30 protein-coding genes and 1 pseudogene are annotated in these 25,933 nt (G+C 62.8%); 18 read left to right on the top strand and 13 right to left on the bottom strand.

The window, feature by feature from the left end:
- Positions 1-10: 10 nt before the first annotated feature.
- Positions 11-538, bottom strand: a complete 528-nt coding sequence (rcdA, locus tag NKI41_RS13115; protein WP_352450833.1) for a protease adaptor protein RcdA — start codon at positions 536-538, stop codon at positions 11-13.
- Positions 539-1,119: 581 nt separating this feature from the next.
- On the opposite strand from rcdA, the gene NKI41_RS13110 reads away from it, so the two are divergent.
- Positions 1,120-1,671, top strand: a complete 552-nt coding sequence (locus tag NKI41_RS13110; protein WP_023678008.1) for a DUF2269 family protein — start codon at positions 1,120-1,122, stop codon at positions 1,669-1,671.
- A gap of 40 nt (positions 1,672-1,711) precedes the next feature.
- Here NKI41_RS13110 and NKI41_RS13105 read toward each other — a convergent pair whose 3' ends face one another.
- Both NKI41_RS13105 and NKI41_RS13100 read right to left on the bottom strand, forming a co-directional pair.
- On the bottom strand, positions 1,712-2,482 hold the full coding sequence (locus NKI41_RS13105) for a sulfite exporter TauE/SafE family protein (RefSeq protein WP_352450835.1): 771 nt from the start codon (positions 2,480-2,482) through the stop codon (positions 1,712-1,714).
- Between the two features lie 95 nt (positions 2,483-2,577).
- The gene (locus NKI41_RS13100; protein ID WP_023678010.1) at positions 2,578-3,027 is read right to left on the bottom strand and encodes an Lrp/AsnC family transcriptional regulator; all 450 of its coding nucleotides are present in this window, start codon (positions 3,025-3,027) and stop codon (positions 2,578-2,580) included.
- Positions 3,028-3,159: 132 nt separating this feature from the next.
- Between NKI41_RS13100 and NKI41_RS13095 the strand changes: the two genes are divergently transcribed.
- The 3 genes from NKI41_RS13095 (at position 3,160) to NKI41_RS13085 (ending at position 5,901) form a co-directional block, all read left to right on the top strand.
- Entirely contained in the window at positions 3,160-4,044 is an 885-nt protein-coding gene (locus NKI41_RS13095; protein WP_352540309.1) for a DMT family transporter, read from the top strand.
- A gap of 176 nt (positions 4,045-4,220) precedes the next feature.
- On the top strand, positions 4,221-4,868 hold the full coding sequence (locus tag NKI41_RS13090; protein WP_352683358.1) for a thiamine phosphate synthase: 648 nt from the start codon (positions 4,221-4,223) through the stop codon (positions 4,866-4,868).
- Position 4,869: 1 nt separating this feature from the next.
- Positions 4,870-5,901, top strand: a complete 1,032-nt coding sequence (locus NKI41_RS13085; protein WP_352683356.1) for a tetratricopeptide repeat protein — start codon at positions 4,870-4,872, stop codon at positions 5,899-5,901.
- 42 nt (positions 5,902-5,943) lie between these two features.
- Here NKI41_RS13085 and NKI41_RS13080 read toward each other — a convergent pair whose 3' ends face one another.
- Both NKI41_RS13080 and NKI41_RS13075 read right to left on the bottom strand, forming a co-directional pair.
- Positions 5,944-6,783: a zinc-dependent alcohol dehydrogenase family protein gene (locus NKI41_RS13080; protein WP_352683433.1), complete on the bottom strand. Its 840-nt coding sequence runs from the start codon at positions 6,781-6,783 to the stop codon at positions 5,944-5,946.
- A gap of 15 nt (positions 6,784-6,798) precedes the next feature.
- Complete coding sequence (locus NKI41_RS13075) at positions 6,799-6,960, bottom strand: hypothetical protein (RefSeq protein ID WP_352683354.1); 162 nt, start codon at positions 6,958-6,960, stop codon at positions 6,799-6,801.
- Positions 6,961-7,072: 112 nt separating this feature from the next.
- Between NKI41_RS13075 and NKI41_RS13070 the strand changes: the two genes are divergently transcribed.
- The 7 genes from NKI41_RS13070 (at position 7,073) to NKI41_RS13040 (ending at position 13,161) form a co-directional block, all read left to right on the top strand.
- Positions 7,073-7,930 (top strand): LysR family transcriptional regulator, encoded by an 858-nt coding sequence (locus NKI41_RS13070; protein ID WP_352683352.1) that lies wholly within the window; start codon positions 7,073-7,075, stop codon positions 7,928-7,930.
- A gap of 138 nt (positions 7,931-8,068) precedes the next feature.
- Positions 8,069-8,635, top strand: coding sequence for an elongation factor P (gene efp / locus NKI41_RS13065; protein ID WP_023678016.1), 567 nt, complete (start codon positions 8,069-8,071; stop codon positions 8,633-8,635).
- An 81-nt stretch (positions 8,636-8,716) separates the two neighbouring features.
- Entirely contained in the window at positions 8,717-9,517 is an 801-nt protein-coding gene (locus NKI41_RS13060; protein WP_023678017.1) for an inositol monophosphatase family protein, read from the top strand.
- Between the two features lie 99 nt (positions 9,518-9,616).
- The gene (gene trhA / locus NKI41_RS13055) at positions 9,617-10,324 is read left to right on the top strand and encodes a PAQR family membrane homeostasis protein TrhA (protein WP_352683350.1); all 708 of its coding nucleotides are present in this window, start codon (positions 9,617-9,619) and stop codon (positions 10,322-10,324) included.
- Between the two features lie 115 nt (positions 10,325-10,439).
- Entirely contained in the window at positions 10,440-11,465 is a 1,026-nt protein-coding gene (locus NKI41_RS13050) for a MotA/TolQ/ExbB proton channel family protein (protein ID WP_352471212.1), read from the top strand.
- A 1-nt stretch (position 11,466) separates the two neighbouring features.
- Positions 11,467-12,498 (top strand): peptidoglycan -binding protein, encoded by a 1,032-nt coding sequence (locus NKI41_RS13045; protein ID WP_352683348.1) that lies wholly within the window; start codon positions 11,467-11,469, stop codon positions 12,496-12,498.
- A gap of 264 nt (positions 12,499-12,762) precedes the next feature.
- Positions 12,763-13,161 carry a hypothetical protein gene (locus NKI41_RS13040; protein WP_352683346.1) on the top strand — a complete coding sequence of 133 codons (399 nt, stop codon included), beginning with the start codon at positions 12,763-12,765 and terminating at the stop codon, positions 13,159-13,161.
- Positions 13,162-13,240: 79 nt separating this feature from the next.
- On the opposite strand, the pseudogene NKI41_RS13035 reads toward NKI41_RS13040, so the two are convergent.
- Positions 13,241-13,583 (bottom strand): annotated as a pseudogene (locus NKI41_RS13035) (DUF1304 domain-containing protein).
- Between the two features lie 184 nt (positions 13,584-13,767).
- Here NKI41_RS13035 and NKI41_RS13030 point away from each other — a divergent pair.
- Together NKI41_RS13030 and NKI41_RS13025 are read left to right on the top strand one after the other, a co-directional pair.
- Entirely contained in the window at positions 13,768-15,252 is a 1,485-nt protein-coding gene (locus tag NKI41_RS13030; RefSeq protein ID WP_352683344.1) for a carboxypeptidase M32, read from the top strand.
- Positions 15,253-15,458: 206 nt separating this feature from the next.
- Positions 15,459-17,486 (top strand): DUF3857 domain-containing protein, encoded by a 2,028-nt coding sequence (locus NKI41_RS13025; RefSeq protein WP_352683342.1) that lies wholly within the window; start codon positions 15,459-15,461, stop codon positions 17,484-17,486.
- Positions 17,487-17,604: 118 nt separating this feature from the next.
- Here the strand turns inward: NKI41_RS13025 and NKI41_RS13020 are convergent, their stop codons facing one another.
- Complete coding sequence (locus NKI41_RS13020; protein WP_352471217.1) at positions 17,605-19,407, bottom strand: ABC transporter transmembrane domain-containing protein; 1,803 nt, start codon at positions 19,405-19,407, stop codon at positions 17,605-17,607.
- 204 nt (positions 19,408-19,611) lie between these two features.
- Between NKI41_RS13020 and rpmE the strand changes: the two genes are divergently transcribed.
- Positions 19,612-19,833, top strand: coding sequence for a 50S ribosomal protein L31 (gene rpmE / locus NKI41_RS13015; RefSeq protein WP_006327661.1), 222 nt, complete (start codon positions 19,612-19,614; stop codon positions 19,831-19,833).
- A 69-nt stretch (positions 19,834-19,902) separates the two neighbouring features.
- Here the strand turns inward: rpmE and NKI41_RS13010 are convergent, their stop codons facing one another.
- A complete protein-coding gene (locus NKI41_RS13010) occupies positions 19,903-20,544 on the bottom strand; it encodes a TetR family transcriptional regulator (protein WP_352683341.1) in 642 nt (213 codons plus the stop codon).
- A 131-nt stretch (positions 20,545-20,675) separates the two neighbouring features.
- Here NKI41_RS13010 and NKI41_RS13005 point away from each other — a divergent pair, with 131 nt between their 5' ends.
- A complete protein-coding gene (locus NKI41_RS13005) occupies positions 20,676-21,155 on the top strand; it encodes an anthrone oxygenase family protein (RefSeq protein ID WP_352683339.1) in 480 nt (159 codons plus the stop codon).
- A 27-nt stretch (positions 21,156-21,182) separates the two neighbouring features.
- Here NKI41_RS13005 and NKI41_RS13000 read toward each other — a convergent pair whose 3' ends face one another.
- The 3 genes from NKI41_RS13000 to NKI41_RS12990 all read right to left on the bottom strand — a co-directional run bounded on the left by NKI41_RS13000 (position 21,183) and on the right by NKI41_RS12990 (position 22,801).
- The gene (locus NKI41_RS13000) at positions 21,183-21,494 is read right to left on the bottom strand and encodes an Rdx family protein (RefSeq protein WP_352683337.1); all 312 of its coding nucleotides are present in this window, start codon (positions 21,492-21,494) and stop codon (positions 21,183-21,185) included.
- Positions 21,491-22,240: a YebC/PmpR family DNA-binding transcriptional regulator gene (locus NKI41_RS12995; RefSeq protein WP_352540320.1), complete on the bottom strand. Its 750-nt coding sequence runs from the start codon at positions 22,238-22,240 to the stop codon at positions 21,491-21,493. Before NKI41_RS12995 ends, NKI41_RS13000 begins: the two co-directional genes overlap by 4 nt.
- Before the next feature lie 237 nt (positions 22,241-22,477).
- Positions 22,478-22,801 (bottom strand): ArsR/SmtB family transcription factor, encoded by a 324-nt coding sequence (locus tag NKI41_RS12990; protein ID WP_023678030.1) that lies wholly within the window; start codon positions 22,799-22,801, stop codon positions 22,478-22,480.
- Between the two features lie 51 nt (positions 22,802-22,852).
- Here NKI41_RS12990 and NKI41_RS12985 point away from each other — a divergent pair, with 51 nt between their 5' ends.
- The 3 genes from NKI41_RS12985 to NKI41_RS12975 are packed head-to-tail and all read left to right on the top strand — an operon-like array spanning position 22,853 to position 24,213.
- Entirely contained in the window at positions 22,853-23,335 is a 483-nt protein-coding gene (locus NKI41_RS12985) for an SRPBCC domain-containing protein (protein WP_352613345.1), read from the top strand.
- Positions 23,336-23,352: 17 nt separating this feature from the next.
- Positions 23,353-23,715: a VOC family protein gene (locus NKI41_RS12980; protein WP_352683335.1), complete on the top strand. Its 363-nt coding sequence runs from the start codon at positions 23,353-23,355 to the stop codon at positions 23,713-23,715.
- Between the two features lie 30 nt (positions 23,716-23,745).
- Positions 23,746-24,213 (top strand): SRPBCC family protein, encoded by a 468-nt coding sequence (locus tag NKI41_RS12975; RefSeq protein WP_352683333.1) that lies wholly within the window; start codon positions 23,746-23,748, stop codon positions 24,211-24,213.
- Positions 24,214-24,234: 21 nt separating this feature from the next.
- Here NKI41_RS12975 and NKI41_RS12970 read toward each other — a convergent pair whose 3' ends face one another.
- Together NKI41_RS12970 and NKI41_RS12965 are read right to left on the bottom strand one after the other, a co-directional pair.
- The gene (locus NKI41_RS12970; RefSeq protein ID WP_352471227.1) at positions 24,235-24,999 is read right to left on the bottom strand and encodes a TerC family protein; all 765 of its coding nucleotides are present in this window, start codon (positions 24,997-24,999) and stop codon (positions 24,235-24,237) included.
- Positions 25,000-25,069: 70 nt separating this feature from the next.
- Positions 25,070-25,894: a TIGR00282 family metallophosphoesterase gene (locus NKI41_RS12965; RefSeq protein WP_023678036.1), complete on the bottom strand. Its 825-nt coding sequence runs from the start codon at positions 25,892-25,894 to the stop codon at positions 25,070-25,072.
- Positions 25,895-25,933 lie beyond the last annotated feature (39 nt).

Here is a 25,933-nt window from a genome sequence, read left to right as displayed (position 1 = left end):
AAACGGTCTCTCAGCCGCGGGCGAAAGCCGTGTTGAGCAGCGTGATCTGGTCGGAGACCGGATTGAGGCGACGGCTCGACGGCGGCACCTCGGCAAGGCCGCCATAGATCTCCTCGTCCATCCGGCGCACCAACGCCTGCAGCCGCAGCGAACGGTTGACGAGGTCGATGAAATCCTTCGGCAGCTCGGCCCAGCCGGGCGCCTCGTCATGCGCCGAGGCAGTATCGAGACGCACCTTGGATTTTTCTGAGGCCACCTGATCGCGGGTCATCTCGCCGGAATTCGCCGCCCGCTGCAAAAGCAGCCACGAGGCGACCTGCATCAGCCTGGTGGTCAGCCGCATCGATTCGGCCGCATAAAGCGTCGCCGCCAGCCTCGACAGCTTCTTGGCCTCGGCGCGGCCCTTGCCGTCGAGATATTCGGCCGCCTGCTCGACCAGGCCCATGCCTTCCTGATAGAGCGGCTTGAAGGATTGGGAGAAAACCCGGCGCTCCGCCAGCTTGATGGTTTTCGCGCTCGCCTTCGAAGGCTCGTTCATCGCTACGCCCCTGCACTTGCCTGACAGCCGGCCGATTCGGCTCTTGGCCGCCATATCCGGCAGCCTAAACGACTGAAGCTTGAAAATGCGCTTCGCTGCCAGCGAAGGCAAGCACATGTTTAACAAACGGTTAACGGACGCATTTAGCCGGAAGGACGCCCATGCCGGCGGAAAAAAAAAGAGCCGCGGATAAGGCGGCTCTCAGGAGTTTAACAGGGAGGCGTCAAACAAAGTGGCTCCAACCACTCGGTAAGAATCCAGATCACTGGATGGACATAGTAAACGCCTGTAAAGCTTAACGAAGCCTTAACGCAGGGCATATTTTTCGATCAAACGCCCAGCATCTGTGCCGTAACAGCACAGCTGACTGGCCACGGCACCCGTTCCCACTACCGGCTGGAAAGTCGGGGCGACGCGCTTGCGCCATGTTTCCTCCAGATCGTGACCGACATATCGAAACAGATACGCTCGCCGCGCGACATCGTTCCGAAACAGGCGCCGCGGTAAACGCCCGCTCCTCGCAACGAGGCGGAGCAAACCTTGCGCTCCGGCAAATCATCAAATCTCTCAAGGAGCGAATAATGGACTGGTACTCGGCCGTTAAATTTCTGCATATCGTCTCGGCGATCCTCTGGGTCGGCGGCGGCTTCACGCTGATGCTGCTCGCGGTACGCGCCGACCGCGCCGGGAACGTCGAAGGCATGCTGCAGGCGATGCGCGCCACCGGCGAGCTCGGCAACCGGTTCTTCGCGCCGATGTCGATGCTGACATTGCTTTTCGGCCTCATCATGTGCGGCTTCTGGGTCGGCTTTTCCGATCTGTGGGTGCTGATCGGCCTTGCCGGTTATGCGACGACCTTCTGCATCGGCATGTTCATCTTCAAGCCGACTGCCGACCGCATGGCAGGCATGATCGCCAAGGAGGGTGTGACGCCGGCGGTGCTTGCCCAGGGCCAGCGCGTCCTCAGCGCCGCGCGCTTCGACTATTCGGTGATGCTGGTGATCATCGCGGACATGGTGCTGAAGCCGACGCTGCACGACATCACCATTCTGGGCTGCATGGCGCTCGTACTCGCAACCGGCATTGCCCTGGCGCTTGGCAGGACGCGGCAGCTGCTGCCGAGTGCCGCCTGAGGTGTAAGGAATCCGGCGGCGGCCGAATGGGGCCGCCGTCTTACAGGAGGCCGGCGATGCCGTCCCACAGAAGCTTGACCGCGACGACCGCCACGGTCGCATAGGTGAAGGGATAGAACAGCTCCGGCCGCATCCGCCGCACCAGCCAGGCGCCGGCGATGGTCGACAGCGGCGCCAGCGGCATCAGCACCGCCGATGCGGTCAAATTGGTGGTGTCGAACTGGCCGAGCGCGAAATAGGGGATGAGCTTCAGCGCATTGGTGACGGCGAAAAAGATCGCCGCGGTGCCCGACAGCACCTTCGGATCGAGCCTGATCGGCAGCGCATAGACCTGAAAAGGCGGGCCGCCGACATGGGCGACGAAGCTGGTGAACCCGGCAACAGTACCCCAGAAGCCGGCGGCGACGCGGTTGGGCTCCGCCGCGTGGCCGGCACCGTGGCGGAGTTGCAAATAGAGCCAGCGCAGCACGAAGATCAGGGCAACCGCGCCGACGATCAGCCGCACCATCTCTTCGGTTACAAGTGCCGCCGTCAGCCAGCCAAGGGCGATGCCGATCACGGCGCCCGGCATCATGTCGGCCAGCATCTTGCGGTCGAAGATGCCCCACCACGTCCATACCGAGACAATGTCCATCAGGCACAGAATTGGCAGAAGAATTGCGGCAGCCTGAACCGGCGGCATGGTCAGCGCCATCAACGGCACGCCGACAAAGCCGACGGCGCCGCCGAAGCCGCCTTTCGACAGGCCGACGAGGATGACGGCCGGAATGGCCGCGGCATAGAACCAGGGATCGACGAGCAGGCCTGACATGGGGAAGGGACGCTGGAGGGAAAGTTGAACTCTGGAATAGACCAGAAATGGCCAGACCGCGACCGCAAATATGTGGGCCACGCCACCGAAACCCGTCACATGTTTGGCATGTCGAGCGGCGGCGGGCGTCTCCGGATCGGCTGCGCCTTGATGATGGCGGTGCTGGTTTCGGCCTTGTCGGCGATGCGATCGAGAATCCCGTCGAGCTCGCCGATCGAGCGGACGAACAGCCGGGCAACGAAGCAGTCATCGCCCGTCACCTTGTCGCATTCGCCGAATTCCGGGATTTCCTCGATCAGCTTCTGGACGATGTGCAGCTTGCCCGGCAATGGCCGGATGCGAACGATCGCCTGCAAGGCGTAGCCGAGCGCCTGCGGATCGATGTCGATGGTGAACGCGCGGATGACGCCGCGATCCTCTAGCCGCCGAAGCCGCTCCGAAACGCTTGGCGACGACAACCCGACCTGCAGCGCCAGTTCCTTCAGCGAGGTCCGTGAATCCTTGACCAGGATATCGAGGAGCTTTCTGTCGAGTTCGTCCAGCATTTTACAATTCCAAGAAAAAGCCGATGTCTACCTAATTTAATGAGGTTCGTCCTGCATATCACCAGCTAGAAGTCATAGAAAGACCCGATCCGCTGTGGGATTATAAAATCTCAACGGGTTTCAGGAGCATCCATGGACAACACGGTACGCGGCACGATCGAAATGACGGCGGCGATGGCGATCCTCGGCACGATCGGCTGGTTCGTCGTCCTTTCCGGCCAACCTATCATGGACGTGGTGTTCTGGCGCTGTGCTTTCGGGGCGGTAACGCTGCTGATCATCTGCGCGGCGCTGGGACTGCTGCGTGGCAGGCTGTCGCTTCGCATCGTCGCGATCGCGGCTCTCGGCGGTGCTGCCATCGTTATCAACTGGCTGTTGCTGTTCAGCGCGTTTTCCCGCGCGTCGATCTCGATCGCCACGGCCGTTTACAACACGCAGCCCTTCATGCTGGTGGGTTTTGGCGCGCTCTTCTTCTCCGAACGGCTGACGGTGACCAAGCTGACCTGGCTCGGCATCGCCTTCGCCGGCATGCTGCTGATCGTGCAGGCCGCGCCCGATGCAGGCGATCATGGTACGGATTACTTTACCGGCATTGCGATGGCGCTGGCCGCGGCTTTCTTCTGGGCCGTTGCGGCTATCGTCACCAAGAAGCTCAAAGGCACGCCGCCGCACCTGATCGCCCTGATCCAGGTCTGCGTCGGCGTTCTCATGCTGGCACCCTTCGCCAATCTCACCCACCTTCCCGCCGATGCGCGGAGCTGGGTCATGCTGGCGACGCTCGGCATCGTCCATACCGGCCTGATGTACATCCTCATGTACGGCGCCATCCAGAAGCTGCCGACGCATCTGCAGGGATCGCTGTCCTTCATCTATCCCGTCGTCGCCATCCTCGTCGATGTGGTCGCCTTCGGCCATCGGCTGCATCCGGCGCAGATCGTCGGCGCCGCCGCCATCCTGGTCGCCGCGGCCGGCATGAATCTCGGCTGGTCGCTGTGGAAATCGAAGGTGCCTGCGTAGGGCCGCAGGCGACCAGGCGAGGAGAATTTCGGCCAACGGCAGTCATGCGCCGAGCCCTATGGAATCGTTGACGGCAATCGTGATCCCCCTGCCGCCTGTTCAATCCCCGCACTTTGCTCTATGCCGCAATGCAACCATCTTCGCCCGGCATAGGCGATAACCGGGATCGAACACCAATGAATGACGCAACGCCGCCCAACCGCTGCCGTATCGTGCTGATCGCGCCGCCGAACGTGCCGGCCGAGCGCATCGCCGCGGCCTTCGACGGCGGTGACGTCGCCTCGCTTATCCTGCCGGAAAACGGTATGGACGAGGCCTCTTTCCAAGCCTTTGCCGAACAGATCGTGCCGGTGGCGCAAGCGGCCGGCATTGCCGTCATCATTGCCGGCGACACCCGCATCGCCGGCCGCGTCCAGGCCGACGGCATTCATGTCGAGGTCGGCAAGGACGAGCTCGCCGAAACGATCCAACACTTCCAGGCCAGGATGATGGTCGGCACCGGCGGCGCCAAGACCCGCGACGATGCGCTGGAACTCGGCGAAGTCAGGCCTGATTACATTTTCTTCGGCCGTTTCGGCTACGACAACAAGCCTGAGCCGCACCCGCGCAACCTGTCGCTCGGGCAATGGTGGGCGGACGTCATCCAGATCCCCTGCATCGTCATGGCCGGATCCGATCTTGCCTCGGTGGAAGCGGTCGCCGCCACCGGCGCTGAATTCGTGGCGCTGTCCAGCGCCGTCTTCGCCGACGACGTCGATCCGAAGATGGCGGTCGCCGCCGCCAACGCGCTGCTCGACGAAACCGCGCCGCGCTTCGAGGACTGACGTGCTCTCGCGGAAAATCCTTTTCAGCGCCTTTCTTGCAACGGCCGTGACGCAGGCGATAGCGGCGGAACCCGTTCCGCTGCCGCAGCCCAGGCCGGATTCCAGCGAACCTGCCGACAAGCCGATCGCCGCACAATTGCCGCAGCCCGCCACCACCACCCCGTTGCCGTCGGCCGATACCATCAACCCCGACCGCTTCGGCGCAAAGCCGTCCGACGCTGCCTATGGCGCCTTTCAGCGCGGACTCTACAAGACGGCCTACAACCTTGCGCTTTCGCGCGCTCAAAACGGCGATCCGGCGGCACAGACGCTGGTGGCCGAGATATTGTCGCGCGGCCTCGGCGTGCCGGTCGACGCGGCAGGGGCGGCGAAGTGGTATGCGCTTGCCGCCGAGCAGGGCGTCCCGGAATCGCAATTCCAGTATGCGCTGATGCTGCTCGACGGCCGCTACGTCAAAAAGGACGAGAAGGAGGCCTATGCGCTGATGCAGGCCGCCGCCGAGGCCGGCAACCGCCTGGCGCAGTTCAATTTTGCGCAGCTGATGGTCGAACAAGAGCCCGGCGATGCTGGTATTGCCAAAGCCGTATCCTATTACGAGCGCGCTGCCGCGACCGGGCTTGCCGACGCACAATATGCGATGGCACAGGTCTACGCCAATGGCGCCGGCGGCAAGCCGCGCGACGATGTCCGCGCCCGCAGCCTGCTGGCACAGGCCGCGCGGCAGAACTACGACACGGCACAGATCGATCTCGCAACCTGGATGATCGAGGGGCGCGGCGGCGCCCGCGACCTGAAATCCGGCTTCAACTGGATGAAGCAGGCCGCCGAGGGCGGCAATGTCGCCGCCCAGAACCGTCTCGCCAAGCTCTACATGAACGGCATCGGCACCGACCCGGATCTGATCCTCGCTGGCGCCTGGTATGTTGTCGCCCGCCGCGCCGGGCTCATCGACCAAGAGATGGACGATTTCCTGCAGGGCCTGACCGACGACCAGACGCAGCAGGCGCTGCAACGGGCCAACCGCCTGCCCTGACCGCGGTCTCGAGACTCATCGCACCGGGCTCGTCAGGCGGGCTCATTGCGTATGATCGAGCACGACCTTGCCGAAGGGCGAGCCGTGTTCAAGGTACCGAAAGGCTTCGGCGGCCCGGCTCCATGGCACGACCCGGTCGATCACCGGTCTCAACCGGTTGACGACAATGGCGCGGTTCATCGCCTCGAAGGATTCGCGTGAGCCGACCGGTATGCCTCGCGCCCTGACCTGCCGGCGGAAGATGTCGAGCGGGTTGATGGCGCCGTCACTGCCGCCGAGATAGCCGATGACGTTGATCTGGGCGCCGCGCGCCGCTGCCCTCAGCGATTGTGCAAAACTCTGCGGTCCGCCAACCTCGATGATATGGTCGGCGCCGCGGCCATCCGTCAATCCCAGCACGGCCGATGCCCAGTCGGGGACGCTGCGATAGTTCACGCCATCCTGCGCGCCAAGTTGCCTCGCCCGCGCAAGCTTCTCATCGCTGCTCGACGTCACGATGACGCGCGCGCCGGCAGCGGCGGCGAACTGCACCGCAAACAGCGAAACGCCGCCGGTGCCGAGGCAAAGCACGGTGTCGCCGGGTTTGACGCTGCCCTCCGTAAACAGCGCGTGCCATGCCGTCACACCGGCGCATGGCAGCGTCGCCGCTTCGGGGTCGCTCAGATTGGCCGGCGCCAGCACCGCCGCCTGTTCGTCGAGCCGGGCAAATTCGCTGAGCAGCCCGTCGATCGGGCCGCCGCGTTGATAGGAGGGCTCGGCCATCGCGAAACTGCCGCCGACCCAGCGCTGCCAGAACGTGCCGCAGACCCGGTCGCCGATCTTGAACCGGCTGACCTCGGCGCCGATGGCAACGACTTCGCCGACGCCGTCCGACAGCGGCACCAGCGGCAATGCAAACTACGTGTGATAGCTGCCGCGAACGATCTCGGCATCGCGGTAATTCAGCGCCGTCGCCTTGACCTTCACAATCATCTCCTGGCGCCCTGGCTCAGGCATCGGCCGCTCGACCATTCTGAGGTTCTCGAGGCCGCCCGGGCTCTGCAATTCGATCGCTTTCATCGTCGTTCCTTTTCAGCTGGGTCCTGCCAGAGGAAAATCGCTTGCCATCCACCGGATTTCAAATTCATAATGTTCAGCATAATTATGCTTCTATGACATGTTCGGGTGTGTCGTGCTTGAAGAACTGAAAACACTGGCCCTCTTTGCCGAGGAGGGTTCGATTCAGAAGGTGGCGCAACGCCTGCCGTTGACGCAGCCGGCCGTCACCCGCCAGATCCAGCGGCTGGAGGAGATGCTCGGCACGGAATTGCTCGACCGCCGGCTAAAGCCGTCGCGACTGACCCCGGCCGGCGTAGAAGTGCTGGCACGCGGCAAGGACATTCTCGCCGCCGTCGACGCGCTGAGATCATTCGCCAAGGGCAACGAGCCGGAGGGCCTGCTGCGGCTCGGCCTCGCGCATGGACTTTGCGACAAAGCCGTGGCCGCCGCCATTGCTGATGCCGTGGCGCGGTTTCCGAAGGTTTCGCTGCGTCTGAAGAGCGGCTGGAGTCTTGAGCTGGCCGACCAGCACAAGCGCGGACAGCTCGACCTCGCCTTCATCCTGGACGGCAGCAATTCCAAAACTGGAGACGGCGTTGTCGGAACCGAGCCCCTCGGCATCATCGCTGCCGAAAACACCAGCCGGCAAGCCGACGTCAAGACCACGCCCTGGGTCCTCAGCCCTGAACCCTGCGACGCGCGCCGGCGGCTGGCGGCTGCCCTGGCCGAGGACGGCCACAGGTTGATGGTCGGCGCCGAGATTCAGGACAGCGCGCTGCAGATCGACTGGGTTCGTCGAGGCCAAGGCCTTGGCCTGCTGCCCAGGCGGCTGCTGCGGGAAAAGCTGCCGCAGGGCATTGCCCTGGTCGACGCTCCCGGCCTCGAGCTGTCGCTGCGAATTGTCGTCCTGCGTTCGCCGCACCTGCATCTTTTGAGAGAGGTCGCCGACGCAGTGACCGAGGCCGTCACCGCGACTGTCAGGACGGACTGAGGCCGCCACGCCGCGCTGCCGGGCCAGCTTCGTTCCCGCTTCATCGGAAGGCGCTCCTTGCCTCTGCTGGCGATTTGTGGTCTTGGAGGCGCCAAATTGCCCTTTGCGGCGATCATCTCATTTCCGGATCACCTCACCATGGCCAAGATCAATGGCAACGAAATCCGTCCCGGCAACGTCATCGAGCACGATGGCGGCCTTTGGGTGGCGGTCAGGACCAACACCGTCAAGCCCGGCAAGGGCGGCGCCTACAACCAGGTCGAACTCAAGAACCTGATCAACGGCACCAAGCTCAACGAGCGCTTCCGTTCGGCCGAGACGGTCGAGCAGATCCGGCTCGATCTGAAGGATTTTTCTTTCCTCTACGAGCAGGGCGACGCGCTGGTGTTCATGGACACCGAAAGCTACGAGCAGCTCGAATTGCAAAAGGAGTTCGTCGGCGATCGCGCCGCCTTCCTGCAGGACGGCATGATGGTGACGGTCCAGCTCTATGACGAAAGGCCGATCGGTATTTCGCTGCCCGACCAGGTGACGCTGACCATCACCGAGGCCGACCCGGTGGTGAGGGGCCAGACGGCAGCCTCGTCCTACAAGCCGGCGATACTCGAAAACGGCATCCGCGTGCTGGTGCCGCCGTTCATCGGCTCGGGCGAGCGCATCATCGTCGATACCAACGAAATCACTTACGTGCGCCGCGCCGACTAAGGCGTGATCCCAAAGAGTTGCAGACTTTTTGGATAAGATCATGCGTCAAGGCAAATAGGCGCAGCGACAGGAAGAACAGCAATGGCGCGTTCCGCGATCCTCAATGTCATGGTCCAGGCCGCAATGAAGGCCGGCCGCTCGCTGTCGCGTGACTTCGGCGAAGTGCAGAACCTGCAGGTCTCGATGAAGGGGCCGGGCGACTATGTCAGCCAGGCCGACCGCAAGGCCGAAGACATCGTCTTTGCCGAACTCTCCAAGGCGCGGCCCGGCTACGCCTTCCTGATGGAGGAACGCGGCGTGATCGAGGGCGACGACGGCCAGCACCGCTGGATCGTCGACCCGCTCGACGGCACCACCAATTTCCTGCACGGCATTCCGCTCTTTGCCGTTTCGATCGCGCTGGAGCGCCAGGGCCAGATCGTCGCCGGCGTCGTCTACAATCCGGCGATGGATGAGCTCTATACCGCCGAGCGCGGCGGCGGCGCTTTCATGAACGACCGCCGGCTGCGCGTCGCCGGCCGCACCAAGCTGGTCGATGCGGTGATCGGCTGCGGCATGCCGCATCTCGGGCGTGGCCAGCACGGCAATTTCCTCATCGAGTTGCGCAATGTCATGGCCGAGGTCTCTGGCGTCCGCCGTCTCGGCTCCGCCTCGCTCGATCTCGCCTACGTCGCCGCTGGCCGCATGGACGGGTTCTGGGAAACCGGCCTGTCGGCCTGGGATGTCGCCGCCGGCATTTTGCTGATCCGCGAGGCAGGCGGTTTCGTCTCCGATTTCGCCGGGGGACAGGATGTGCTGAACGCCGGTTCACTGGTCGCCGGCAACGAACTCATCCAGCGCGCGCTGTTGAAGACTATCAAAAGGCCACTCTCAGCCGGCTGATAGAGGCACGCCGCGCTGAACCGCCGCAGTCGCAAAACCGCAACCAAAGCTTGAAATACTGTCCCGCTGCCGCCCAGATAAGGTGGCGCAGGATCATCGATGACGAACAGCCGGCCCCAACCCCAGAGCGAACTCTCCCAGCTCGACATTCCCTTCATGGGGCGTTGGCATTACTCGCGCGCCGAGATCATCGCCGACGGCATTGTCCACGCCGTGGGCATCGTGCTGGCGATCGCTGCCGGCTCGACGCTGCTGGCACTGGCCGCCTATCGAACCGGCCCCGGCGAATACGTCGCCGCCGCCTTCTATGTAGTCTCGCTGCTCACCGTGCTGTCGGTTTCGCTGGCCTATAATGTCTGGCCGGTGTCGTCGCCGGCAAAATGGATATTGCGGCGCTTCGACCATGCCGCGATCTATCTGCTGATCGCTGCCACCTACACGCCTTTCCTGGCGCAGCTCGGCGGCTCGCCGCTGGCCGTTTCCATGATCGTGCTGGTCTGGACCGCCGCGGCGGTCGGCATCGCCATCAAGATCTTTCTTCCCGGCCGTTTCGACCGGCTGGCGATCGTCTTCTACCTAGCCATCGGCTGGAGCGGCATCGTTCTGGTGGAGCCGCTCGTGCGGACGCTGCCGGCGACATCGATCGCGCTCATCGTTGCCGGCGGCATCGTCTACTCCTGTGGCGTGATCTTCTTCGCCTGGAAGGGCCTGCGCTTCCACAATGCGCTGTGGCATGGTTTTGTCGTTACCGGCGCCGGCCTGCATCTGGCCGCCATGGTCGACTGCCTGGTCATCAACCGGCTTTGACCTCCGGTCGCGGACAGTGGCAATATTGCCAAGCGCCATTCAATTTCGTCACAATTCCGTTTAGAGTCGCAAACACAAATTGATCGGCGGCGACGGCATCGGAAACGGGGCACGGATGACTCTTCTCAGATCCTTCGGCATGGGCAGGCGCTCCGACGTTCTGATCTACGACCCGCACAAATTGTCGAGCCCGCAGGTGTTTCTGCTGACCATGGTGATCTTCCTGTTCATCGTGGCCTTCATAGCCGCCATCCTGACCCGCCAGATCTCGACCGCCTTCGTCACCAATCCCGGCCTCAACGGCCTGATCATCGGCGTGCTGGCGGTCGGCATCCTGCTGGCCTTCGTCCAGGTCGGCCGGCTGTTCCGCGAGGTGCGCTGGGTCAACTCGTTCCGCGCCGGTTCCGAAACCACCGAACCGGTGCTGCTGGCGCCGATGAAGGCGATGATCGGCCGCTCCTCGACGATTGCCTTCTCGACCAGTTCGATGCGCACCATGCTGGATTCGATCGCCACCCGGCTCGACGAAAGCCGCGACACGTCGCGCTACCTTGTCGGACTGCTGGTGTTCCTCGGCCTGCTCGGCACCTTCTGGGGCCTGCTCAACACGATCGGCTCGATCCGCGAAACCATCGAGTCGCTCGATCCCGGCACCGGCGATGCCGCGGCCGTGCTCGAATCCCTGAAGCAGGGGCTTTCCGCTCCGTTGGCCGGCATGGGCACCGCCTTCTCGTCCTCGCTGTTCGGCCTCTCCGGCTCGCTGGTGCTCGGCTTTCTCGACCTGCAGGCCGGCCGCGCCCAGACGCGCTTCTATACCGAACTCGAAAACTGGCTGTCCTCGGTCACCGACCTGTCCTCCGACATCGTCGTTGCCGACACGGCCAAGACCGAACCCTCCGAGGAAATCCGGCTGTTGTCGGAAAAGCTGCGCACTCTGCAGGAGAATGGCGGCGGCTCCAATCCGCGCGTCGCCACCGCCATGGCCAATCTCGCCGACGGCATTTCCGGCCTGGTCAAGAACATGCGCTCGGAACAGCAGATCATGCGCGACTGGGTCGAGGCCCAGTCGGACGAGCAGAAGGCGATGCGCAACACCCTGGAGAAGATCGCCGACGCCTTGAAGAAGCCTGGAGTGCATTGACGTGGCGTTGGCACGAGGCCGGCGCTCCGACCGCCGCATCGATTACTGGCCGGGCTTCGTCGATGCGCTGTCGACGCTGCTGTTGGCGATCATGTTCCTGCTGACTGTTTTCGTGCTGGCGCAGTTCCTGCTCGGCCGCGAGATCTCCGGCAAGGACACGGTGCTCAACCGCCTCAATTCGCAGATCAACGAGTTGACCCAGCTTCTGGCGCTGGAGCGCTCGACGACGCAGGACAAGGAGGACACCCTTGCCAATTTGCAGGCATCGCTGTCTGCATCGGAGGCGGAAAAGAGCCGGCTCGAGCAATTGCTGGCGCAAGGCGCCGGTGCCGGCGATGCCGCCAACCAGCGCGCGACGGCACTTTCCGGCGAGCTCGACAGCCAGCGCCAGATCAGCCAGCAGGCGCTGAGCCAGGTCGAGATCCTCAACCAGCAGATTTCGGCGCTGCGCAGGCAAATCGCAGCGCTCGAACAAGCGCTCGACGTGTCCGAAACGCGCGACCGCGAATCCAACACCAAGATCGCCGATCTCGGCCGCCGCCTCAACGTCGCACTGGCGCAACGCGTGCAGGAGCTAAACCGCTACCGCTCCGATTTCTTCGGCCGCTTGCGTGAAATTCTTGCCGACCGCGAGAACATCCGCATCGTCGGCGACCGCTTCGTCTTCCAGTCGGAAGTGCTTTTCCCGACCGGCTCCGAGGTGATCAACGATGCCGGCAAGCTCGAGATGAAGAAGCTTGCCGATGCTATCATCGAATTGCAAAAGGAAATCCCACCGGAGATCAACTGGGTGCTGCGCGTCGATGGCCACACCGACAACAAGCCGCTCTCCGGCACCGGCCGCTACCGCGACAATTGGGAATTGTCGACGGCGCGCTCGACATCGGTGGTCAAGTTCCTGATCGAGAACGGTGTGCCAGCCAACCGGCTGGTCGCGGCCGGCTTCGGCGAATTCCAGCCGCTCGACCCCGCCGATACCGAAGAGGCGCGCAACAAGAACCGCCGCATCGAGTTGAAGCTGACCGAGCGGTGATCTGCAAGCCTTTGGCTTGTATCATGCGCCAGGTCGAGCCGGCTCAAGTCGGCGGCATTTAGGGCACTGGTGCGGCAGCGGCAAGAACTGAAAAAATTACCTTTTTTTAATTACACTTTGCCGCCATGGCCTTTTAGCCTTGGTCATGGGCCGAGAACCGCCGGCGGTGGAACCGCTCATCGCGACGCGACGGAACCTGACGGCCCGCGGCCGGAAGGCAGGACCCTCCCAACCACCGCCTTCCCCAGTAAAGGAGACGCAACCATGCGCTTCTTCGCTCCCAGGAATCTCAGGACTGCTACCCTCGCCACACTTCTCCTCGCCGTTCCGTTTGCTGGCGCTTACGCCGGCCCGCGTGAGACGGCCTTGATCAATCAGATCCAGAGTGTGGAGACGGGTATCCAGGGCGCCATCCGGGCGAACAAGCTCGAGCCGGGCGAGGCACGTGACTTGCGCACGCAGGTCGCTCAACTCGATCGGGCCGCCCAGAGGGCCGCCCGCCGTGGAACGATGCCGAGCACGCAATATCAGCAGTTGATGGCGCAGCTCGACGATATCAGCCAAAAGCTGCGCGCTGACACCGGCAGTGCCTTCCTCATCGGCAACGGCGCCGATGGCGGATACTATCCCAACGGCTATGGCCCAACTTATCCAGGCGGCTGAAATCGGCCGCAATGCCCGGCGCTGTGGCAATTGATTTTGCCCATGATCCTTTTCCAGCTTTCGGTTCAGGGATCATGCGCTAGTCCAACGCCGGCGCAATCAGCGCCAGTACTGCCGGCACTGTCTCGATGAACAGGGATTTTGCGCCCGCCGTTGCCGCCGTAAAGGCCGGCGACGGCGACGCAGAGCAAGAAGAAGACTACTGAAAACCGGCTTCGCCGAGGTAAAGCCCCAGGTCAGGCCGGCTGCGAGAAAGCCGTCGTAAAGCCCTGATTGGCCGCGAGGACTTTCGAGGCACTGGCGAATTCCGGCGTCAGCCTGAATACCATATGGCCGCGCGGCGTGTCCCACAGCACCATCTCCAGATAGGCGATGCAGAGGTGGATCACGGCCACCAGCCCGACCAGCACATTGGCGATCACGTTTCGTCTCCCCATCGCGGTCTGCCGCCGCCGGACGACATTGATCACGCACGCCACCGCTTTCACAAGATGCCTTTCGACCGTTGCGGCCGGCAGTCGATGCATCGGTCGCGGACGGTCTTCAGGGGTTGCCAACAGTTTTGCATTGGTATCTTTTCCCGCCGTCAAATCAGCGGAACCCACAATGTCCTTTCAAAAACTCGACGACCTCGGCCACAAGCTCGAAGCACTGGAACACGCCCTCGCCATCCTCGGCGCCGACGAGGCGACCCATATGGCGGTCGGCGGCGGCGAGAAGCGCGCAGAGGCAATGTCGGTGCTTGCCGGCATGCACCATGCCCGGGCGACTGCGCCGGAGATTGCCGACTGGATCGCGGCGGCCGAGCAGGAGGCGCTGAACGAAGAGCAGCAGGCCGCGGTCAGGGAATTCCGCCGGCAATATACCAACCTGACCTGCCTGCCGGTCGAGTTCGTCGAGCGCCAGACGACCGCGCGCATGCGCTCCGAGCAGCTGTGGCGCGACCTGCGCGCCAAGAACGACTGGGCCGGCTTCCTGCCGGCGCTGGAAGGCGTCGTGGCGCTGGTCCGCGAGGAGGCGGCCCTTCGCGCCGAGGTGCTCGGGCTCGAGCCTTACGACGCGCTGATGGAGCAATATGATCCGGGCAATCGCACCGCCGACGTCACGCCTGTGTTTGCCGAGTTGAAGACCTTCCTGAAAGGTTTCGTGCCGGAGGCACTGGCCGTGCAGGAAGAGCGGCTGGCGAAACATCCGCTGAAGCCGCTTTCCGGCAGCTACCCCTTGGACAAACAGCGCGAGCTCGGCCTCGCCATGATGGCGGCAGTCGGCTTCGACCTCACCCACGGCTCGCTGTCGGTTTCGCACCATCCCTTCTGCGGCGGCGTGCCGAGCGACGTGCGCATCACCACCCGCTACAAGACCTCGGATTTCCTGTCGGCGCTGATGGGCGTGCTGCACGAGACCGGCCATGCGCTGTACGAGCAGAATCTGCCGAAGGCGTGGGCGCACTGGCCGCTCGGCAGAGCGCGCGGCATGGCGGTGCATGAAAGCCAGAGCCTGTTCGTCGAAAAGCAGATCGGCCGCAATCCAGAATTCTGGCGCTGGGCGCTGCCGGTGGTCGAAAGACACCTCGGCGAGCGCTGGACGATCGACGACATCCTGCCGCATGTGCACCGGGTCGAGCGCGGCCTGATCCGCGTCGATGCCGACGAGGTCACCTATCCGCTGCACGTCATCCTGCGCTACGAGCTGGAGCAGGAGCTTGTCTCGGGACGGCTGGAAGCAGCCGACCTGCCCGAAGCCTGGGATGCCAAGATGTGCGATTATCTCGGCCTGTCGACATCAGACAATCCGGCTGACGGTCCGATGCAGGACGTCCACTGGCCGGGTGCCGCCTTCGGCTATTTCCCCTCCTACACGCTGGGCGCCATGATGGCGGCGCAGCAATGGGCGGCGCTGACCAGGGATCATCCTTCAGCCGACGAAGACCTCGCCAACGGAGATTTTGCCGCGATCAACGACTGGCGCCGCAAAAGGATCTGGTCGCAAGGCTCGCGCTGGTCGACACCGGAACTGCTCGAACGCGCTACCGGCGAAAAGCTCAATGCCGTGCATTTCACCGATCACCTGAAGAAGCGGTACGGGAACTGAGCCGCTTCGTCTATTCCAGGTTCTTGCCGCGGTGACTGCAGAAATCCGCGAAACTGGCCTTTACTTTGGTGGGAAAGCCTCTGAAAAAGGAGTTCTTCCAAGTTGGGCGAGCGTAGATGTCTGTCCGTTACAGTTTTCATAGGATGAAGTCTTTCTGGCCCCGCTTGGTATTTTTCATCTTATTGATCGGCCTGAGTTCTCCGGCCATGGCCGACGACATGGTTCTCAAGGGTCCGGCAGAAAGCTGGGTAAAGCAGCTTGATATTCCGGCTGCCGATCCCACCCGATCGGATCAAATCAAGAATGGCGTTTCATGGCTGCTCTCGGACGACCAGATCAAGCATCGCGCCGGCGGCTATGTCGAGTACTCGCGCACCGTCTATAAGATCGTCGACCGTCCCGGCCTGGATCGTGGCGCGAGTATCGATCTGCAGTTCGATCCGTCCCGGCACAAGGTCACGCTCAACCATCTTCACATCATCCGCGATGGTGCCGTTCTGGACCGGCTGGAAGGCGTCGAATTCGACATCTTCCGCAGGGAAAGAGACGCCGAGAAGGGTGTCTTCGACGGCTGGCTGACAGCACATGTCAACATCGATGATGTGCGCACCGGCGACACCGTCGACTACGGGTCGACCTATGAGATAACGCCGCTGGTCGGCAAGGACCTTTTCTTCAAGAATTTCTCCACCGAATGGGAAGAGCCGGTAGCGCTTATCCGCACAAGCATCATTTGGCCTTCGGACCAGCCGCTCCAGATCAAGACAAGGGGAACCCGACTCAAGCCCTCAATCTCCCCGACTGGGCCGGACACCACCTATCTGTGGGAGATTCCAAACCCGAAACCGGTCAATGTCGAGGACAACCTGCCCGTGACCTATCCAGGCTGGGGCTCCATCGATGTCGCGTCTACCGCGAATTGGCAAAGTGTGGTCGATGCCGTTGCGCCCTATTACAAGCCAGCGACCGTTTTTCCCCCGGCCTTTGCCGCAAAGCTCGACGACATCGCTCTGCGGCATCCGGTGCCCGAAGACCGGATGGTCGAGGCAATGCGGCTGGTGCAGGACCAGATCCGCTATGTAAGCCTGTCGATGGGTGCCGGTTCCTACGTTCCGCGTGATCCCGCGACGGTCATCCTGAGCGGGTTCGGTGACTGCAAGGACAAGGCCCTGCTGCTGGTTTCGTCGCTTGTGCGGCTTGGCATTGCTGCCGAGGTCGCCTTGGCCGATCTCGACGAGGGACGGGCCCTGGACCAGCATCTGCCGGCGCTCCGCGATTTCGACCATGCCATCGTCAAGGCAAGGATCGGAGCAAAGACATATTGGCTGGACGCCACGAACTATCTTCAGGGCGGCGGGGCGCACAATCTCGCACAGCCCGACTACGGCTTCGCGCTGCCGCTTTCCAGCACCGGCGGGTTGGAGAAGATGCCGAGCCCTGTGCTTACCAGCCCATCAATCCAGATCGCCGAGGAATTCGACTTTCCGCGGAAACCGGGCGATCCCCTCGTGCTGACGGTCTTCTCGACATATGAGGACGCCGATGCCGATTGGATGCGCGGCAATTTCGCCAGCCGGTCGCTGAGCGAGGTGTCGGACGCCTACCTGAAATACTACAACAAGCAATATCCGGGCATCCAAACCATCGCCAAGCCGGAAATCGTGGATCGCCGCGACGGCAACATAGTGAGCGTGAAGGAAAGTTATCGCTTGCCGGCGGAAGCGCTGACGGCCAACGATCTGGCAAAGAATTTCCCGATCCGCGCGGCCGATCTCGGCAACAACTCTCTTCCAACCCCGACAATCGTCGACCGAACCGGGCCCGTCTCCCTCGGCCCTCAGTTCTACCGCCGCCACAAGGTGACCGTGCGCAACCTCAAGGCGAGGTTTTCCGGCGAGTCGATGAAAAACGTCGTGACGCCCTATCTGTCTCTCAAGGCATCCTGGTCCAACACGCCCACCGAATTTCAAGTTGAATGGAACTTTCAGACGCTGGCGACTGAAGTACCGGCCAAGGCGATTGCCGATTATCTGAAAACCGTCGATGACCTCGCAGACCAGGTTCGCTGGCAGTACGATTTTACCTATGAAGAGCCGCCTGCCGATGTGCAGCTCAGCGATCCGGCAAAGGAGCAGCGACAGACCGTCGCCAGCATGCTTTTGTTGTCGTTGCTTGTCGGCGTTCCCCTGTTCATCGCCTATCGACGCGGCAAACGCCGAGCTTTCGGTAGCTGAAGAATCTCGGCCGCCGCGGGGCTCCATGATCCCGAAAAGTGGATGCCGGTTTTCGGAAAAGATCATGGTCAAACAAGAAGATGGAGCCTTATCCCGATTTCATCGGGATGGAGCGATGCTACTCGGCCGCGCCCCTGAAAGCACTCGCCCCGGTGTCGAACTGCAGCTTGGCCAGCCGCGCATAGATGCCGCCCTTGGCGACCAGGCTCTGATGCGTGCCTTCCTCGACGATGCGGCCGCCATCCATGACCAGGATGCGATCGGCCTTCAGCACGGTTGCCAGCCGATGGGCGATGACGATCGTGGTGCGGCCCTTCATCAGCCGGTCCAGCGCCGTCTGCACCAGCGTCTCGCTTTCGGCATCTAGCGCCGAGGTCGCCTCGTCGAGCAGCAGGATGGGCGCATCGCGCAAAATGGCGCGGGCGATCGCCACGCGCTGGCGCTGGCCGCCCGACAGCGTCACGCCGCGCTCGCCGACCTGGCTGTCATAGCCCTTTTCGAGTTTCAGGATGAACTCGTCGGCAAGCGCGTCCTTCGCCGCCGCCTCGATCTCGGCCTGGCTGGCGCCAGGCCGGCCAAAGCCGATATTGTCGCGCGCGCTTGCGGCAAAGATGGTGACGTCCTGCGGCACGATGGCGATGCGCGCGCGGATCGCCGCCGGATCGGCCTCGCGCAGATCGACCCCGTCGATGATGATCCCGCCGGACTCCGGATCGTAGAAGCGCAGAAGCAGCGAAAACACGGTGCTCTTGCCGGCGCCCGAGGGTCCGACGATCGCCACCGTCTCGCCGGGTTTGACCTGAAAGCTCAGGCCATGGACGGCGGCGCGGTCGGGCCGGGCCGGATAGGAGAAGGAGACATCGTCGAAGCTGATCGCACCTCTCGCCTTTGCCGGCAGCGGCTTCGGATCGGCGGGCGCCTGGATCGCGGGTTTCTCGGCCAGGATCTCGGTCAGCCGTTCGGCAGCGCCCGCTGCCTGGGAAAGTTCGCCCCAGACCTCCGACAGGGCGCCGAGCGCGCCGGCGGCGAACACCGAATAGAGCAGGAATTGACCGAGCGTGCCCGGCGACAGCGTGCCGTCGAGCACGTCGCGCGAACCGAACCACAGCACCGCCACGACTGACGAAAAGATCATGAAGATGGCGAAGAAGGTGAGAAAGGAGCGGGCAAAGATCGAGGCCCGCGCCGCTTCGAACGCTGCTTCCACGGCGGACGAAAAATATCTGGTTACAAGCTTCTCGTTGGTGAAGGCCTGCAGGGTGCGCACCGCGCCGATCTGCTCGCTGGCATAGGCGGTGGCATTGGCAAGCGTATCCTGCGCCAGCCGTGACTTGCGCCGCACCGAGCGGCCGAAGGCGACCAGCGGCAGCACGATCAGCGGAATGGCCGCGATGACCAGGCCGGACAGTTTTGGGCTGGTGAAGACCATCATCGCCACGGCGCCAAGGCCGAGGATGACGTTGCGCAAAGCCACCGAGGCGGTAGCACCGACGGCCGATTTGACCTGTGTCGTGTCGGCGGCGAGCCGCGAGACGATCTCGCCCGACTGGGCCGTGTCGAAAAAGGATGGCGACAGTGTTGTGACGTGGGCAAAGACATCGCGGCGGATATCGGCAACGACGCGCTCGCCGAGCGTGATGACGAAATAGTAGCGGCTGGCCGACGCCGCCGCCAGAACGGCGGCCATCACCACCAGCATGGCGAAATATTCGGCAATGAAGCTGGAATCGGAAGCGGAAAAACCGTGGTCGATCATCCGCCGCACGGCCAGCGGCAGCGCCAGCGTCGTCGCCGCAGCGACGGCCAGCGAGACGATCGCGCCGATGACCATTTTGCGGTAATGCGTAATGTAGGGAAACAGGCGCTGCAGCGGCCTCAGCGAGCGCCTGCGCTCGTCTGCATCGCCGCTGATGTTCGCCATGACCGTTTCCTTTGGCCCTTTGAGGCTTGCGCCATCAATATGCGCTTGCCGCGGCCTTGTGATTCAATTCCGGCTGATGTATAGGCTCGCCGACCGTTTTAGAAGCCGTGGCTCCTCAATAGCTGCGGCTTCGAGTTTTAAAAAGGGGCGCATCGACGCAGGCTTCAGCCCGTCGGCAGCACCCGGCAAGCCAGGAACAGACCCATGAAGACCGATATCCATCCCGACTACCACACCATCAAGGTCGTCATGACCGACGGCACCGAATACATGACCCGTTCGACCTGGGGCAAGGAAGGCGATACGATGAACCTCGATATCGACCCCACCACCCATCCGGCCTGGACCGGCGGCCAGCAGACCCTGCTCGACCGCGGTGGCCGCCTGTCGAAGTTCAAGAAGCGTTTCGAAGGCTTCGGCCTCTAAGCCGCATTGGCATTTCGCAGATCGAGAAACCCGCCTTCGTGGCGGGTTTTTTGTTGGGAAAATACGGCCCTACTCGCCGAGCAACTCGCGCAGGGCCATCCGCTTGTAGGCCGCGACCAGCCTGTCGCCTTCTTGCCGCCCGACCGAGATCGCCAGCCGCATTGCGGCCTCGCCCATCTGCCAGATGAGAAACGCCGTCGTTTCGAGCGCTTCCGGATCGGCGGATGGCCGCAGCCGTTTCAGCACGGCTGTAAGGAATTCGGCGTTGGCCCGGCTGTCGGCAAGCTCGAGTTCGCTCAGCGCCTTGTCGGCCTGCGTGCCCGACCAGATGTCGCGCATCACCGGCTCCGCCAGGAACATTCCGTAGTAGATATCCACCAGTTCCGAAAATGCCCGGCGCAGGCCTTCGGCGTCATTGACCTCGGCTAGCGCTGCCGCAATGCAGGCCTGGCTTTCGGCGGTGTAGCGTTCGGCCAGCGCCCAGATGATCGCCCTCTTGTCGGGGAAGAACTGGTAGAGCGAGCCAATCGACACGCCGGCCCTCTCGGCCACCTCGCCCATGCGCATGGCGTCGCTGCCTTGCTCGGCGATCAACGCCGAGGCGGCGGCCAGCATGCGCTCGACCCGCTCGCGGCTGCGCTGCTGGCTCGGCGCCCGGCGCGGCGATGCGATCTGCTCGTTGCGGGAACCCGGTGCAGCGGTGCCTTCCATGACTGTCTCCAGAAAAATGGCTTGACTGAGAAAATACGAGGGTTTATCACGTTTCGCAAATGTGAGGATCATTCATATTTTTAGACGACACACCAATCGAACTGCTCGAATCTGAAGCCGGAGGAACTGACATGATCATGAAACTGCTTCCCACCCTCACCTTCGTCGCTGCCATTGGCTCAGGCGTTGTCGGCGGCGTTTTCTTCGCCTTCTCCAACTTTATCATGCCGGCGCTCGCCCGCTTGCCTGCCGGAGGCGGCATCGCCGCCATGAATTCGATCAACATCACCGTGATTACGCCGGCATTCATGACCGCGCTTTTCGGCACCGGGCTGGTCTGTCTTGTCCTTGCCGCCGGCGCTCTTATCGGCTGGAGCCAACCGGGTTCGTTCTGGCTCCTCGCCGGCGCCCTGATCTACCTCGTCGGCAACCCAATCGTGACGATGATGTTCAACGTGCCGCTTAACAACGCCCTGGCCGCGGTCGATCCGGCAAGCGCCAACGGCGCCGCGGTATGGGCCGCCTATCTCAGGGACTGGGTGATGTGGAACCATGTCCGCACCATCACCGCCATCGTGGCGCTGGGCTGCTTCATCTTCGCATGGCGGTGAATGCAGGACGGAAGTCCTAAAAGGCCGTCAGGCAGGGTCTTTTGACTTATGGCCCTTGCGGTCGGCATGGCCCAGATCGCGATCCGGATCGATGACGTCGCGAACCAGTTGCTTGAGCTTTGCGGCGTCGGGAAAACCGCCGTCACGCTTGCGGTCCCAGACCAGCGTATCATTGCAGGAAATGGTGAAGATGCCGCCGGTGCCGGGCACCAGCGTCACTTCGCCCAGATCGGTGCCGAAGGTCGACAGCAGCTCCTGCGCCATCCAGCCGGCCCTGAGCAGCCACAGGCACTGCGTGCAATAGGTGATGCGGACTGTGGGCAGCGCGTGTTGGATCATGCCGCGCTGAGCTTTGCCAAGGTCTCCTCGTCGACCTCGAAATTGGCGTAGACGCTCTGCACGTCGTCGTCGTCCTCGAGCGTCGCAACCAGCTTCATCAGCGATTGTGCCCGCTCCTCGTCGACCGCGATATTGGTCTGCGGCTTCCAGATCGGCTTCACCGATTCAGCCTCTCCGAGCGCGCCCTCCAGCGCCTTCGACACTTCGCCGAGATTCTCGAAAGCGCAGTAGATCGTGTGGCCGTCCTCGTCCGACTGGACGTCGTCGGCGCCGGCCTCGATCGCCGCGTCCATCACCTTCTCGGCGCTGCCGGCCGATGCCGGATAGTAGATCTCGCCGACGCGGTCCCACATGAACGATACCGAGCCGGTCTCGCCCATCGCCCCGCCCGCCTTGGTGAAGGCAGCGCGCACATTCGACGCCGAGCGGTTGCGGTTGTCGGTCAGCGCCTCGACGATCAGCGCGACGCCGCCTGGCCCGTAACCCTCGTAGCGCACGGCTTCGTAGGTCTCGGCATCGCCCATCGACGCCTTGTTGATGGCGCGCTGGATATTGTCCTTCGGCATCGACACCGCCTTAGCGTTCTGCACCGCAAGGCGCAGGCGCGGGTTCATCGATGGATCGGGCGTGCCGCTCTTGGCGGCGACGGTGATTTCGCGCGCCAGCTTGGAAAACATTTTCGACCGCACCGCATCCTGGCGGCCCTTGCGGTGCATGATGTTCTTGAACTGTGAATGGCCAGCCATGGCACCCCTGTCATCTTCTCGGCTAGAGCATCTGCCGCCTGGTGAACCACCCGGCATCTTGCAAAATGCTCGAATTCAAAATTTCAGAACGTCCTGCTGCGTCCCTGACGGACGGACGGCGCTCGCTGTCGGAATGGCCGGCTTATAGATAAATCGGCTCAATTCGTCCAGCCGCGCCATTGCTGCCGGCACGCAAGGGTTTCAAGATCCGAAAATCGGCAGGCTTCGGCAAACCTTTCATCCCTCAAGATCGGATTTCAGCCGGTCGAGGATGCTGATCGCGTGCGTGGCATATTGACTGATCCAGCGGTCGTGGATGTGCTTGATCGGCAGCGCGTTGAGATGGTTCCAGCGTTCGCGCCCCTCGCGCCGCGCCACGACCAGGTCGGCCTCCTCCAGCACCTTCAGGTGCAGCATGACCGTGCAGCGGTCCATGTCGGGGAAGGCATCGCACAACATGCCGGTGGTCTGCGGCGCATCCTTCAGCCGGTCGAGCAACGCACGCCGGCGCGGATGCGCCAGCGCCTTGAAAACATTGTCGTCCCGCGATTGGCTTGACATGTTATATTTCTATAACATATCATTGAGCCATTCAAGGAAGGAGCTGTGGATATGTCTCTTGGATTCAGGGTTTCTGGCCGCATCGGCAAACCCGTCGCCGAAGTCTTCGATGCGGTCGTCAATCCGAAGAAACTTAGCGGCTACTTCACCACGATCGGCGGCGCCAGCGCACTGCTGGTGGCGGGCGCCACCGTCATCTGGTGGGGCAAGGTTCCCGTCGAGGTCGACGAGGTGAAGAAAGACAGCCGCATCGTGCTGCGCTGGGATGCCACCGACGCCGACGGCAAGCCAGCCTACAAGACTCGCATCGAGATGAATTTCGAGCCGCTCGACGATGGCGGCACCTTCGTCACCATCGCCGAAACCGGCTGGCACGAGGACGCGGTCGGCCTGAAGAAATCCTACCTCAATTGCGAGGGCTGGTCGCAGATGCTGGCCTGCATGAAGGCCTATGTCGAATACGGCATCAATCTGCGCGACGGCTATTACCGCAGCGAGATGAAGGGCGAGCCGGCCAACCAGAACAACATCTGAGAGCAAATGGAGTAAGAATGTCCGCGAAGATCACCGGCGGCATCAACATCGCGATGAAGGTCCCGCCGCATCAATACCAGGCAACGGTCGCCTTCTATCGCGACGTCATCGGCCTGAAGCCATTCACCGCCAAGCCGCCGGCCGTCGGCTTCGAACTCGGTCCCAATCGGTTGTGGATCGACGAGGCGCCGATGATGAGCCAGGCCGAGATCTGGCTGGAACTGTTCACCGATGACTTTCCGGCCGCTGCGGAGCATCTCGCCGAGGCCGGTGTCGTGCGCTGCGATGCCATCGAGGCACTGGGTGAAGGCTTTCGCGGCGGCTGGATCACCAACCCGACCAACATCATTCACCTGGTGCGCGAACCCGATGCCTGGTGAACAGGGCGGCGCCGTGGAAAGGAGGATGAAATGGAAATCCGCGAAACACCGACCGCCGAAGCCGGCATGCTGATAAGGCGGCCGGTCGCCGACGTATTCGAAGCCTTCGTCGATCCGGCGATCACGACGAAGTTCTGGTTCACCCATGGCAGCAACAGGCTGGACAGCGGCAACAAAGTTCGCTGGGAATGGCGCATGTATGGCGTCTCGACGACGGTCAATGTCAGTGAGATCGTCGATAACAAGAAGATCGTCATGCAATGGAGCGATCCGCCGACTACGGTGGTCTGGACTTTCGAGGAGATGCCGGGCAACACGACCTTTGTCGAGGTCCGCAATTTCGGCTTTGCCGGCAGCCCTGACGAGCAGGTCAAGCAGGCGATCGGCTCGACCGATGGCTTTGCGCTGGTGCTCGCCGGCGCCAAGGCGTGGCTGGAGCAAGGCCTGACGCTTGGCCTGATCGGCGACCGCCATCCGAAGGGTGTGCCGGGGAATTAGGTCAGCCGCGGTGGGCCATCCTCAGTGCCCGCCGCCTTTTGCCTTCTTCCGCCGCCGCGCCAGCATGTTGAGCCCTTCGACCAGTGCCGAAAAACCCATGGCGGCGTAGATGTAGCCTTTCGGCACGTGGTAACCCATGCCGTCGGCGATCAGCGTCGTGCCGATCATCAGCAGGAAGCCGAGGGCCAGCATGACGATGCTGGGGTTCCTGGCGATAAAGTCGGCCAGCGGCCCGGCCGCCAGCATCATCACGCTCACCGCCACGATCACCGCGATGTACATGATCGCGATTTCGTCGGTCATGCCGACGGCGGTGATGATCGAGTCGATCGAGAAGACGAGGTCGAGCAGCAATATCTGGAAAATCGCGCCGGCCAGCGAAAGCTGCAGCGTCTCGCCCATCATGGTGTCCTGGTGATCATCGAGATCAACCGTGTGGTGGATCTCCTTGGTCGCCTTCCAGACAAGAAACAGGCCGCCTGCGATCAGGATCAGGTCGCGCCATGAAAACCCGTGGCCGAAGGCGGTGAATATCGGCGTCGTCAGTTGGACGATGATCGAGATGGTGGCCAGCAGGATCAGCCGCATCACCAGCGCGGCGGATATGCCGAGCCGCCGGGCGCGGGCCCGCTGCGCTACCGGCAATTTGTTGGTCAAAATCGAGATGAAGATCAGATTGTCGATGCCGAGCACGACCTCCAGCACGACCAGAGTCAGCAGCGCGACCCATGCCGTCGGGTCGGAGACAAAGGCGAAATGCGGCGCCAGGAATTCGACTAGCTGCATGGAGGTCGTCCCCTCTACGATCTAGAGCAGTTTCGCCGGCAATTGGGTATTGCAAGCGTCCATATCAAAGTCACGACCAGAAGGATGGCGCCGTTTCCTCCAGCCGCGGGCCGCGGCGAAACGGCGCGATCCGTTCGGTCAGGCCGCTACGGTCGGAAATGTCGACGCCGACGCCGCACAATGTCGCCGGTCCGGTCGACGCCTCGAAGCGGCCTTTCGGCACCTTGGACAAGAACCGGTTGAGCGGCTCCTCCTTGTCCATGCCGAGCGAGGAATCGTAATCGCCGCACATGCCGGCATCGGAAATATAACCGGTGCCGCCATTGAGGATCTGGTGATCGCCGGTCGGCTGATGCGTATGGGTGCCGACAACAAGGCTGGCACGGCCGTCGACGAAATGAGCGAAGCACATTTTTTCCGAGGTCGCCTCGGCATGGAAATCGATGACGATCGCATCGGCCTGCTCGCCAAGCGGACAAGCGGCAAGTTCGCGCTCGCCGGCCTGGAACGGATCGTCGAGCTCGGGATGCATGAACACCCGGCCCATGATGTTGGCGACCAGCACGCGCGCGCCGTTCCTGGCGATGTAGACGCCTGAGCCGCGCCCCGGCGTACCCTTGGGGAAATTGGACGGACGCAGGAAGCGCTCTTCGCGCGGCGCGAAAATCAGCGCATCGCGCTGGTCCCAGACATGGTTGCCGGTGGTGACGACATCGGCGCCGGCCGAGATCGTCTCGCGAAAAATTTCCTCGGTGATGCCGAAGCCGCCGGCGGCGTTCTCGCCATTGACGATGACGAAGTCGAGTTTGAAATCCGAGATCAGGCCGGGCAGTTGTTCCCACACCGCCGTACGTCCTGTCTTGCCGACCATGTCGCCGAGGAAGAGAAGTCTCATATAAGCGTGATCCCGAACCGAAGGTCAGCGAAGCAAAAA

Source organism: Mesorhizobium sp. M0601, from assembly GCF_040320845.1.
Classification (GTDB): Bacteria; Pseudomonadota; Alphaproteobacteria; order Rhizobiales; family Rhizobiaceae; genus Mesorhizobium.
The sequence above is the reverse complement of the archived record's forward strand: the minus strand, read 5'-3'. Positions and strand labels throughout refer to the sequence as shown.

What these genes read in the sequence shown, in the direction of transcription:
- NKI41_RS12990 (WP_023678030.1), bottom strand. Translation starts at nt 22,801, where the DNA reads ATGTCAAGCCAATCGCGGGACGACAATGTTTTCAAGGCGCTGGCGCAT.
- rcdA (WP_352450833.1), bottom strand. Translation starts at nt 538, where the DNA reads ATGAACGAGCCTTCGAAGGCGAGCGCGAAAACCATCAAGCTGGCGGAG.
- NKI41_RS12985 (WP_352613345.1), top strand. Translation starts at nt 22,853, where the DNA reads ATGTCTCTTGGATTCAGGGTTTCTGGCCGCATCGGCAAACCCGTCGCC.
- NKI41_RS13105 (WP_352450835.1), bottom strand. Translation starts at nt 2,482, where the DNA reads ATGTCAGGCCTGCTCGTCGATCCCTGGTTCTATGCCGCGGCCATTCCG.
- NKI41_RS13005 (WP_352683339.1), top strand. Translation starts at nt 20,676, where the DNA reads ATGATCATGAAACTGCTTCCCACCCTCACCTTCGTCGCTGCCATTGGC.
- NKI41_RS12995 (WP_352540320.1), bottom strand. Translation starts at nt 22,240, where the DNA reads ATGGCTGGCCATTCACAGTTCAAGAACATCATGCACCGCAAGGGCCGC.
- NKI41_RS12965 (WP_023678036.1), bottom strand. Translation starts at nt 25,894, where the DNA reads ATGAGACTTCTCTTCCTCGGCGACATGGTCGGCAAGACAGGACGTACG.
- NKI41_RS13050 (WP_352471212.1), top strand. Translation starts at nt 10,440, where the DNA reads ATGACTCTTCTCAGATCCTTCGGCATGGGCAGGCGCTCCGACGTTCTG.
- rpmE (WP_006327661.1), top strand. Translation starts at nt 19,612, where the DNA reads ATGAAGACCGATATCCATCCCGACTACCACACCATCAAGGTCGTCATG.
- NKI41_RS13020 (WP_352471217.1), bottom strand. Translation starts at nt 19,407, where the DNA reads ATGGCGAACATCAGCGGCGATGCAGACGAGCGCAGGCGCTCGCTGAGG.
- NKI41_RS13040 (WP_352683346.1), top strand. Translation starts at nt 12,763, where the DNA reads ATGCGCTTCTTCGCTCCCAGGAATCTCAGGACTGCTACCCTCGCCACA.
- NKI41_RS12980 (WP_352683335.1), top strand. Translation starts at nt 23,353, where the DNA reads ATGTCCGCGAAGATCACCGGCGGCATCAACATCGCGATGAAGGTCCCG.
- NKI41_RS13100 (WP_023678010.1), bottom strand. Translation starts at nt 3,027, where the DNA reads ATGCTGGACGAACTCGACAGAAAGCTCCTCGATATCCTGGTCAAGGAT.
- NKI41_RS12975 (WP_352683333.1), top strand. Translation starts at nt 23,746, where the DNA reads ATGGAAATCCGCGAAACACCGACCGCCGAAGCCGGCATGCTGATAAGG.
- NKI41_RS13010 (WP_352683341.1), bottom strand. Translation starts at nt 20,544, where the DNA reads ATGGAAGGCACCGCTGCACCGGGTTCCCGCAACGAGCAGATCGCATCG.
- efp (WP_023678016.1), top strand. Translation starts at nt 8,069, where the DNA reads ATGGCCAAGATCAATGGCAACGAAATCCGTCCCGGCAACGTCATCGAG.
- NKI41_RS13075 (WP_352683354.1), bottom strand. Translation starts at nt 6,960, where the DNA reads ATGAAAGCGATCGAATTGCAGAGCCCGGGCGGCCTCGAGAACCTCAGA.
- NKI41_RS13095 (WP_352540309.1), top strand. Translation starts at nt 3,160, where the DNA reads ATGGACAACACGGTACGCGGCACGATCGAAATGACGGCGGCGATGGCG.
- NKI41_RS13000 (WP_352683337.1), bottom strand. Translation starts at nt 21,494, where the DNA reads ATGATCCAACACGCGCTGCCCACAGTCCGCATCACCTATTGCACGCAG.
- trhA (WP_352683350.1), top strand. Translation starts at nt 9,617, where the DNA reads ATGACGAACAGCCGGCCCCAACCCCAGAGCGAACTCTCCCAGCTCGAC.
- NKI41_RS12970 (WP_352471227.1), bottom strand. Translation starts at nt 24,999, where the DNA reads ATGCAGCTAGTCGAATTCCTGGCGCCGCATTTCGCCTTTGTCTCCGAC.
- NKI41_RS13110 (WP_023678008.1), top strand. Translation starts at nt 1,120, where the DNA reads ATGGACTGGTACTCGGCCGTTAAATTTCTGCATATCGTCTCGGCGATC.
- NKI41_RS13090 (WP_352683358.1), top strand. Translation starts at nt 4,221, where the DNA reads ATGAATGACGCAACGCCGCCCAACCGCTGCCGTATCGTGCTGATCGCG.
- NKI41_RS13030 (WP_352683344.1), top strand. Translation starts at nt 13,768, where the DNA reads ATGTCCTTTCAAAAACTCGACGACCTCGGCCACAAGCTCGAAGCACTG.
- NKI41_RS13025 (WP_352683342.1), top strand. Translation starts at nt 15,459, where the DNA reads ATGGCCGACGACATGGTTCTCAAGGGTCCGGCAGAAAGCTGGGTAAAG.
- NKI41_RS13060 (WP_023678017.1), top strand. Translation starts at nt 8,717, where the DNA reads ATGGCGCGTTCCGCGATCCTCAATGTCATGGTCCAGGCCGCAATGAAG.